6 protein-coding genes are annotated in these 6,559 nt (G+C 69.4%); 1 reads left to right on the top strand and 5 read right to left on the bottom strand.

From position 1 onward, the window contains the following. Positions 1-189 precede the first annotated feature (189 nt). From VK92_RS37910 to VK92_RS37895, 4 genes are all read right to left on the bottom strand, one after another. On the bottom strand, positions 190-1,530 hold the full coding sequence (locus VK92_RS37910) for a type II toxin-antitoxin system HipA family toxin (protein WP_048028891.1): 1,341 nt from the start codon (positions 1,528-1,530) through the stop codon (positions 190-192). Between the two features lie 2 nt (positions 1,531-1,532). Continuing rightward, on the bottom strand, positions 1,533-1,973 hold the full coding sequence (locus VK92_RS37905; protein WP_048024704.1) for a helix-turn-helix domain-containing protein: 441 nt from the start codon (positions 1,971-1,973) through the stop codon (positions 1,533-1,535). Positions 1,974-2,133: 160 nt separating this feature from the next. Beyond that, entirely contained in the window at positions 2,134-3,258 is a 1,125-nt protein-coding gene (ribBA, locus tag VK92_RS37900) for a bifunctional 3,4-dihydroxy-2-butanone-4-phosphate synthase/GTP cyclohydrolase II (RefSeq protein ID WP_048024702.1), read from the bottom strand. Then, on the bottom strand, positions 3,255-4,193 hold the full coding sequence (locus VK92_RS37895) for an alpha/beta hydrolase (protein WP_048024700.1): 939 nt from the start codon (positions 4,191-4,193) through the stop codon (positions 3,255-3,257). Before VK92_RS37895 ends, ribBA begins: the two co-directional genes overlap by 4 nt. Before the next feature lie 281 nt (positions 4,194-4,474). Here VK92_RS37895 and VK92_RS37890 point away from each other — a divergent pair, with 281 nt between their 5' ends. Continuing rightward, positions 4,475-5,665 carry a helix-turn-helix transcriptional regulator gene (locus VK92_RS37890; protein ID WP_021162732.1) on the top strand — a complete coding sequence of 397 codons (1,191 nt, stop codon included), beginning with the start codon at positions 4,475-4,477 and terminating at the stop codon, positions 5,663-5,665. A gap of 199 nt (positions 5,666-5,864) precedes the next feature. Here the strand turns inward: VK92_RS37890 and VK92_RS37885 are convergent, their stop codons facing one another. Continuing rightward, complete coding sequence (locus VK92_RS37885) at positions 5,865-6,530, bottom strand: cation diffusion facilitator family transporter (protein ID WP_048024699.1); 666 nt, start codon at positions 6,528-6,530, stop codon at positions 5,865-5,867. Between the last annotated feature and the right edge of the window lie 29 nt (positions 6,531-6,559).

Below are 6,559 nucleotides of genomic sequence, written 5' to 3'. Positions count from 1 at the left end.
GCGGATTCCATGAGGGGGCGGGGGCGGGATTGGGCACGGCGACCATTGTGCGGCGGTGGCGCGGGCGCGCATCGTCCGGGTGGACGAGCCCGGCACAATCCGTTCCGGGCGGGCGCCCGATTCAGTACATCGAAGCGCGCCACCGGAAGCCAAAGCCCGCCGCGAACCCGACCGTCTCCCGTCGATCCGTCACGCGAGATCGCCTGCCTTGAGCTTGCGGACCTGACGACGCATCCCGTCGAAGATCGCATCCGCGACGTCCATCGGAAATTCCGCCGGGATCTGCGCCGCGGCTTCCGCGATCGCAGGCTCCGTGCGAGCGACGACGGCCGCCATCGCGGCGTGCACGTCGTCTTCGGTCAGGCCGACGCGCCGGCCCTGCGCGACCCAGTGGCGCGGCTGGATCTCGCCGATCACGTAGTGCCGGTTCTTCCCGCACACGGCCATCGCGAGCCGCGCGCGGCGCGGCGGAAGCTGGTTGCGGCGCGTACCGATGATCGGATGCGCGGACAGCACATCGTACAGTGGCGTGCTGCGGTACGTGTTGCCGGGCAGGTGCGCGATGCTGAAGTTCTTCGCATGCCCGTCGATCGCCGCCAGCACCCAGAACACGAGCTGCGCGACGAAGAAATTCATCCGGTCGGGCGCGGCGTCGGCCGAATTGGCGAGGATGCCCATGATCGTGTCGATGCCCGGGCCGCCGTCGGATTCGTATTTCGCGCCCGACGGCGTGCCGGTCGCCTGGCACATGTCCTCCTGCGGCAACCGCAGGATCCACGTGCGGTCGCGCGAAGCACGCCGGTCGAAGCGCTCGACGATCAACGCCTTCTGGTCGTCGAACCGGCCGATGTCGCACGCCGCGACCGGCAAGCCGTACGCGGCGACGAGCTTCGCGCACAGCCATTCGTTTTCGACGGAGGTCCGCATGTCGGCCTGCATGTTTCCGACACGCCCGAGCGGCAGCTTGAAGATGTGCGTCGTCGGCGTGCTGCCCGACGGCCGCAGCCAGCGGTTTCCCTGGCGCAGCAATGCCGTCTTTTCCTGCGCGCCGGCAATCGACAGGCGCAGGTCGCCTTCCGGCTCCGCATGGCCGGGCAGCGGCGCGGCGGTCGCGTGGCGCAGCGCCTCGGCGACGGCCGTATCGTCGAGCGTCACGCCGTCGATCGTCTCGAGATCGATGGGCGTTTCGCCGGGCGGCAGCATCTGGATCGCGCCGACGCAATCGCGGCCGATCGACGCGAGCAGCTCGAACGGCGCCGTCGACCGGAGCCGGTAACGCTGCGCGATGCGGCGGCGGATCGGCTCGCTGTCCGGCAGCAGGTTGTCGAAATAGTCGGCGACGATCGCGCCCTGGTGCGGCTGGTTGCCGGGCGTGAAGGGCAGCGACAGCGACAGCGGCCGCCCCTGTGGATCGTCGAGCCAGGCCGGCAGGTAGACGAGACGCTCGACGCCGCGCCGGACTTCCCAGTAGCCCACCGGAATGCCGTTCATCCACAGGTCGAGCCGGTCGTGACGGGCACGCGTGGCCATCGTCACCAGTCCTCCCGCTTCGAAACCCGTGGCTTGCCGGGTGTCGCCGTCGCGGGCCGCTTGCGCGCGGCGCCGGCCGCAGGCCGGGCTGGTTTCTTGGCGGCCGTGGTGCCGCGCGCCGCATCCGGCTTGCGTTTGCTCGCGGCGGGTTGGCGAACCGCCGGCGCGGCATCGGCATCGGCATCGGCATCGGGCTCAGGATCGGCCGATGCCACCGAAGCGTCCTGCGTGCCCAGCGCGAGCGTCATGCGCACGCCGAGCGTGTTCAGCACCTTGAAGAGCCGCTCGATGCTGACCGCCGACGGGTTGGCTTCGAGCTGCGCGTAGGATTGCTGCGTGACGCCCAGGCGGGCGGCCAATTGCGCCTGCGTGAGCCCCGCGGATTTCCGGAAGCCGACGAGTATCGGACGCAGCTGGGTCAGGGTCTGGACAGGAAAGGCCATCGGGCGCTCCGCGGAATGACAGGCGATCGTTTGTAATCGGAAAATACAATCTACAGCATGTATTGTCAAAATACAAACCAAAGACTGTATCCAACAAAAACAAACGATAGCCTGTCAAGCGGGTGACCCGCCGACCATCCCGCGTCAACGCGGCAACGCGTCACGCCGCCCGCAGCGGGTTCGCATGCGCGCTTCGCACGCTTTCCGGATCGTCGTCGCCGAGCGGAATGAACGCCATGATCTCCAGGTCGTGTCCCGACAGCGCGGGCAACCGGAACGGGCTCGACAGCACGTTCAGCCGCCGCACGCCGAGCTCGCGCAGGATCTGCGAGCCGATTCCCGTCACGCGTCCGTCGCGCCGCGCATGGCCGGCCGGCATCCGCATCGCGTCGCCGCGCATGTCGCAGTCGAGCAGCACCGCGACCCCGCAGCCGGCCGCGTCGATCCGTTGCAGCGCGGCATGCAGCGGCCACGAATGCGCGGACGGCTCCGCATCGAGCAGGTCGAGCAGCGAATGGCATTCGTGCACGCGCGTCAGCACCGGCGTCGACGGATCGGGCTCGCCGCGCACGAGCGCGAGATGCGGCGCGCCGTGCACGGTGTCGCGATACTCGATCGCACGGAATCGTCCCCACGGCGTATGCAGCGGCCGCTCGCCGACGCGTTCGACGAGCGATTCGTGTTCGCGCCGGTAATGGATCAGGTCGGCAATCGTGCCGATCTTCAGCCCGTGATGCGCGGCGAACGCCTTCAGCTCGGGCAGCCGCGCCATCGTGCCGTCGTCGTTCATCACCTCGCAGATTACCGATGCGGGCGTGAGCCCCGCGAGCGCCGCGAGATCGCAGCCGGCCTCGGTGTGCCCCGCGCGCACGAGCACGCCGCCCGGGCGTGCGGCGATCGGGAACACGTGGCCCGGCTGGACGAGATCGTCGGGGCGGGCGCCCGCCCGCACCGCCGCGCGAATCGTATGCGCGCGATCGGCCGCCGAAATGCCGGTCGTCACGCCTTCGGCCGCCTCGATGCTGACGGTGAACGCGGTGCCGAACGGCGTACCGTTGTGATCGGCCATCGGCGGCAGGCGCAACTGCTCGCAGCGCTCGGCGGTCAGCGTCAGGCAGATCAGCCCGCGCCCGAAGCGCGCCATGAAATTGATCGCTTCCGGCGTCACGTGATCGGCCGCGATCACGAGATCGCCTTCGTTCTCGCGATCCTCTTCGTCGACGAGCAGGACCATCCGGCCCGCACGCAACTCGTCGACGATCTCCAGCGTGCCGGCGACGCTCATGGCGCCTCCGTCGCGTCGAACGCGCGGCGCAGCGCGTCGGCGCCGAAGGTCAGCACGCGGTCGGCCGCATCGATCGCGCCGAGCATGCTGGCGAAACCGTGAAGCTGGCCCGGCCAGCGCACGACGGTCACCGGCGTGCCGGCCTGTGCGAGACGCAGCGCATACGCTTCGGCCTCGTCGCGCAGCGGATCGAATTCGGCGCTGACGATCGTCGCCGGCGGCGCGCCCGCGACGTCCGGCGCGGCGAGCGGGCTTGCAAGCGGCGACGCGCGATCGGCGCCGTCGTCGAAATAGTGGCGCTTGAACCAGCGCATCATGTCCGCCGTCAGGAAATAGCCGTTGCCGAGCGTTTCGTACGACGGATGCTCGGTCGCGCAATCGACGACCGGATACAGCAGCAACTGGTGCGCGATTGCGACGCCCGACCCGCGCAACTGCAGTGCGGCGACCGCCGCAAGATTGCCGCCGGCGCTGTCGCCGGCAACCGCCAGCGCGCCGGCGCATGCGCCGAGATCGCGCGCGCTGGCGGCGGCCCACCGCACGGCGTCGCATGCGTCGTGCGCGGCGGCCGGGAAACGCGCCTCGGGCGCGAGCCGGTAGTCGACCGACAGCACGAGCGTGCGCGCACGGGCCGCGAGGCTGCGGCACAGGTTCGCGTGCGAATCGATGCCGCACGCGACGAAGCCGCCGCCGTGGAAGAACACCGTGAGCGGCAACGGCCCGTCGGCAGCGGGCCGATACAGCCGTGCGGACAACTGACGGCCCGATGCGGGAATCTGCCAGTCCTCTTCGGCGGCGACGGCTTCGCCCGGGGCGAATGCGCCACCGGCGGCGAGACTCGCGCGATACGCGGGAACGGTGAGCTGCGCGAAATCGATCGCGGGTGCCTGGGCGAACGCGGCGAGCAGCGCCTGCGCCTGTGGGTCGAGCGGCATGGGGACTCCTGTCTGAATCGGATGCGGTTTGAATCAGGTAAACCCGTGTCGCGGTTTTCCCTGAGTCCGCGCCGGACGCTTGCCGGCACGGCCTGACGGGCATTCCAGCGTAGCGGGCAGGGCGCCACATCATCCGATCGGACGATGGTTGGTTCGCCCGGATGGCCAATTCTCACCATTCAGTGAATCTCCCGATGACGCCGGAATTTAGACGCGTCTTAATCATGGCGGCGCGGTTGGGTCGCGTCGGAAACATGTCGTATGGAGGATGGAGCGTGCTGATGGAGACGAGATGGGCTCCGCAAGAGAGCCAGGCAACCAGTGACGAAGCCGACATCGGCGTCGCGGATTTCAGCGAGCTGATGGCGCGCATCTACCAGGGCCCGCTGGAAACGCCGCCGTGGGCGGGCGCGCTCGAGCTGGTTCGCCGGTTGCTGCAGGCCAACTACGTGACGCTGATCCTGCGTGCGGCCGCGAGCGACCGCCGCGCGCCGCTGTCCGTGCACGCATCGGAATACGGCCCGGTCGTGCCGGGTGACGGCGAAGCGTCGTACAACAACTACTACTATTCACTCGATCCGTTCGTCGGCCTGCCGGCCGATCGCGTGGTCACGGTCGACGATGTGTTCGGCGACACGGGCTGGCTGTCGAGCGAACTGTACAAGCAGTTCCTGAAGCCTCAGGACGTGCGCTACATCCTCGGCGCAGACCTGCGCACACCGTCGGGCGTCGAGTGCCGGTTCCGCGTATGCCGCAACCATGCGTCGAAGCAGTTCTCCGCGCGCGACAAGGCGATCTGCGCGTTGCTGCTGCCGCACCTGAAGCGTGCGGTCGAGCTGCATTCGCGGCTCGACACGGCCGAGGTCGAGCGCTCGATCTACGCGAACGCGATCAACCGGATGCAGATCGGCACGATCACGCTCGACGAGAACGGCACGATCATCGACATGAACAGCGTCGCCGACGAGATCCTGAAGCAGAACAACGGTCTGACGATTGCGCGCGGCACGATCGAGGCGACCGACGCGCAGGAGAACCGCACGCTCAAGCGGCTGATCCGCCACGCGGTGATGGGGCACCACGGCACGGCCGCGGCGACCGTCGAGGCGATGCCGATCACGCGCAGCTTCGACAAGCCGCGCCTCGGGCTGCTGGTGCGCACGGTGCTGCTGTCCGACTGGTCGGAGGACAACAAGCGGCGGCCGGCCGTCACGCTGTTCCTGCGCGACCCCGACCGCAAGCCGCAGGGTGCGCAGGAAATCATCCGCAAGCTGTTCGACCTGACGCCGGCCGAGACGTCGCTCGCGCTGCTGCTGACGAACGGGCTGACGCTCGAGGAGGCCGCGGAGGAATCGGGGATCAGCAAGAACACCGCGCGCACGCACCTGCGCGCGATCTTCTCGAAGACGGGCGTCACGCGCCAGGCGACGCTCGTGCGGATTCTGCTCGGGAGCGTCGTGCCGCTCGGGTAAGCGACACCGACGCCGATTCATCGGAACCGGCCGCATTCGTCCGGCGATACATCGGCAACGATCGACGCGTCACGCGCCACGTGCCACGCCTTGGCGACGACATCATGCGAAAGCGGCTCGCATTCGCGCGAGCCGCTCCTTCATTCAGCGCAGCCGCTCGCGGAGACCGGATGCCCGACGCCGGCGCTGCCGGGCACGTTCACGACCCGCGCGTGGAACGACCCGCCCACGACGCCAGCGCCGGCCACTGCGCGCAGCCGCGCCGGATGAAACCGGCGCCCGTGCGGATCACGAGCGCGCCGATCGCGAGCGCGGCCAGATCGTCGAGACGGCCGAAGCCGACCCGTGCCGCGCCCATCGCGAGCGCCGCCAGCAGTGACGCCAGCGCATCGGTCCGGACATGCCAGCCGCTCGCCTCGAGCAGCGCGGAGCCCGTCTCGCGTGCCTTGCGCAGCATCCAGTGCGACAGCGCGGCCTTGCCGGCGAGCGTGACGGCAACGAGCGCGAGCGTCGTCATGCCCGGCTGTACGACGGGCGGCGCAGCGAACCGGTTCGTCGCGTGCCAGATCATCTGCGCGCCGGTCGCCACGAGCAATGCGCCGAGGCTCGCGAGCGCAAGCGGCTCGCAGGTCGGGCGCCGTTCCGGCGGCAGGCGCGCGTCGAGCCGGCATGCAACGAGGATCAGCGCATCGGCTGCGAGATCGATCGCCGCGTGCGCGACGTCCGCGAGCAACCCCGACGAATGCGCGGACCATGCCGCGACCGTCTCGACGACGAGCAGCAGCAGGTTGATCGCAAGGCTGGCGGCGAGGGCACGGGACGTGGCCGCATAAACGTGGGGCGTGGCGCGCGACGTGCGCTGCATGGCGGATTCGTCTGTCGAAAGCGTGGGTC

The organism is Burkholderia sp. LK4 (assembly GCF_001043615.1).
Classification (GTDB): domain Bacteria; phylum Pseudomonadota; class Gammaproteobacteria; order Burkholderiales; family Burkholderiaceae; genus Burkholderia; species Burkholderia cepacia.
Note: the sequence above shows the minus strand (reverse complement) of the source record. Positions and strands in the feature narration are given on the sequence as shown.

Bases quoted from the DNA above. Each gene is read 5' to 3' on its own strand.
- VK92_RS37910 (WP_048028891.1), bottom strand. From the start codon at position 1,530: ATGGCCACGCGTGCCCGTCACGACCGGCTCGACCTGTGGATGAACGGC.
- VK92_RS37895 (WP_048024700.1), bottom strand. From the start codon at position 4,193: ATGCCGCTCGACCCACAGGCGCAGGCGCTGCTCGCCGCGTTCGCCCAG.
- ribBA (WP_048024702.1), bottom strand. From the start codon at position 3,258: ATGAGCGTCGCCGGCACGCTGGAGATCGTCGACGAGTTGCGTGCGGGC.
- VK92_RS37905 (WP_048024704.1), bottom strand. From the start codon at position 1,973: ATGGCCTTTCCTGTCCAGACCCTGACCCAGCTGCGTCCGATACTCGTC.
- VK92_RS37885 (WP_048024699.1), bottom strand. From the start codon at position 6,530: ATGCAGCGCACGTCGCGCGCCACGCCCCACGTTTATGCGGCCACGTCC.
- VK92_RS37890 (WP_021162732.1), top strand. From the start codon at position 4,475: ATGGAGACGAGATGGGCTCCGCAAGAGAGCCAGGCAACCAGTGACGAA.